Here is a 2,190-nt window from a genome sequence, read left to right on the forward strand (position 1 = left end):
CAAACACATGCCGAGCCTCCTCACGTAAACGGGAACCGTGGCAACTGGCACACGAGCGGTTATTGATATATTTTGCCAGCTCCTCGCGTACCGCCATGGACTCCGTCTCTTTATAGCGGCGCTCCATATTGTGCAACACCCCCTCAAAAGGGTGGTGGCGCACCGTGGTATCCCCACGATCATTAATGTACTTAAACTCAATGTTCTCACGGCCAGAGCCTGATAACACCGCTTTTTGTACCCGTGCAGAAAGTGAACTAAACGGTGCTTCAATATCAAAATCATAGTGCTCCGCCAATGATTTCAACATCTGGAAATAGTAGAAATTACGCCGATCCCATCCTTTGATTGCCCCACCGGCTAAAGAGAGATCCGCGTTTTGCACCACCCGATCAGGGTCAAAATATTGTTGAACCCCTAAGCCATCACATGTTGGGCATGCACCGGCCGGATTATTAAACGAAAACAACCGCGGCTCTAACTCATGCATACTGTAGCCGCATTGTGGACAGGCAAAATTAGAAGAGAACACCTGCAATGCTGTTTGCGGATTATCCATATCCGCAATCGTCACCGTACCCCCTGACAGTGCCAGTGCCGTCTCAAAACTCTCGGCTAACCGCTGTGCTAAATCAGCCCGTACCTTAAAGCGGTCAACCACCACCTCAATCGTATGCTTCTTATGCAACTCAAGCGTTGGTGGGTCAGAAAGATCACACACTTCACCGTCAATTCGGGCACGAATGTACCCCTGTGCCGCAAGGCTCTCTAGCGTCTTACTGTGCTCACCTTTACGCTCTTTAATAATCGGTGCCAGTAACATCAGCTTACTGCCCTCAGGCAGACTCAGCACATTGTCCACCATCTGGCTGACCGTCTGCGCCGCCAATGGCGCATCATGTGTAGGACAGCGCGGCTCACCTACTCGGGCGAACAGCAAACGCAGATAGTCATGGATCTCAGTGATAGTCCCAACGGTCGAGCGCGGATTATGAGATGTTGATTTTTGCTCAATGGAAATTGCCGGTGACAACCCTTCGATATGGTCAACATCCGGCTTTTCCATTAACGATAAAAACTGGCGCGCATACGCTGAAAGTGACTCGACATAGCGCCGCTGCCCTTCGGCATACAGCGTATCAAAAGCCAAAGATGACTTTCCTGAACCGGAAAGCCCCGTGATCACAATTAACTTATCACGCGGAATGATCAGATTGATATTTTTCAGATTATGGGTACGTGCACCCCTGACCTCGATCTTATTCATACAGCCACTTCAGGTAAACGGGAAGAATTTTAGTATCGCATAAAAGTTAAAAAACTGAATAGATATCCAGTAATTCACCGCGTATGAATCTATGTGCAAGCATGTCAGCTGCGAACTGACTTCCCAATCTCCTGTCCTCTTCAAGTTCTTTTGGTAAATCTCCCCAACATTCAGGTTGACCGTGTTACACTCAGCGGTTAGAAAGTGAATCAATACCACAACCCAACCAAGCGGAGAGAGTTATGGCCAGAGGTGGCATTAACAAAGTCATACTGATCGGTAATTTAGGGCAAGACCCTGAAGTGCGTTACATGCCGAATGGCAATGCTGTTGCCAACATCAGCATCGCGACCTCTGAAAGCTGGCGCGATAAGAACACCGGCGAGCAAAAAGAGCTCACTGAATGGCACCGTGTTGTCCTGTACCGTCGACTGGCTGAAGTTGCCGGTGAATACCTGAAAAAGGGCGCAAAAGTTTACATTGAAGGCAAACTGCGTACCCGTAAATGGCAGGATCAGAGCGGCCAAGAGCGTTACACCACCGAAATTCAGGCAGATGAACTGCAAATGCTTGATACCCGTGGCGGCATGGGTGGTGCACCAAGTGGCCAATCACAGCAAGGTAGTTGGGGTCAGCCACAACAACCTCAAAACCAGAACTTTGCTCCACAATCCGCTGCCCCACAAGGTGGTTACAACAACGCCCCAGCGCAAAACAACTACAATAACAATAACGCAGCGCCTGCTCCGGCCAATAACAACGCCGGTTTTGGTAATGCAGAACCACCAATGGATTTTGACGACGACATCCCGTTCTGATAAACCCACGCACCTTGTTATCCTAAAAACCGCCTTGCAGTTTAGCCTCAAGGCGGTTTTTACATCTATCTATATAGATAGTGCAAAATAGATTGAACAAAACAG

1 protein-coding gene and 1 pseudogene are annotated in these 2,190 nt (G+C 48.9%); one reads left to right on the forward strand and one right to left on the reverse strand.

Annotation, left to right across the window (positions count from 1 at the left end; translation table 11 throughout):
- A pseudogene (locus ACRC27_RS00005) lies at nt 1-1,267 on the reverse strand (excinuclease ABC subunit UvrA); the annotation flags it as partial.
- A gap of 242 nt (nt 1,268-1,509) precedes the next feature.
- On the opposite strand from ACRC27_RS00005, the gene ssb reads away from it, so the two are divergent.
- On the forward strand, nt 1,510-2,085 hold the full coding sequence (gene ssb, locus ACRC27_RS00010) for a single-stranded DNA-binding protein (protein WP_438621683.1): 576 nt from the start codon (nt 1,510-1,512) through the stop codon (nt 2,083-2,085).
- Nucleotides 2,086-2,190 lie beyond the last annotated feature (105 nt).

The sequence above is a fragment of the Plesiomonas sp. genome, from assembly GCF_051650925.1.
GTDB lineage: Bacteria > Pseudomonadota > Gammaproteobacteria > Enterobacterales > CAMTGL01 > Plesiomonas.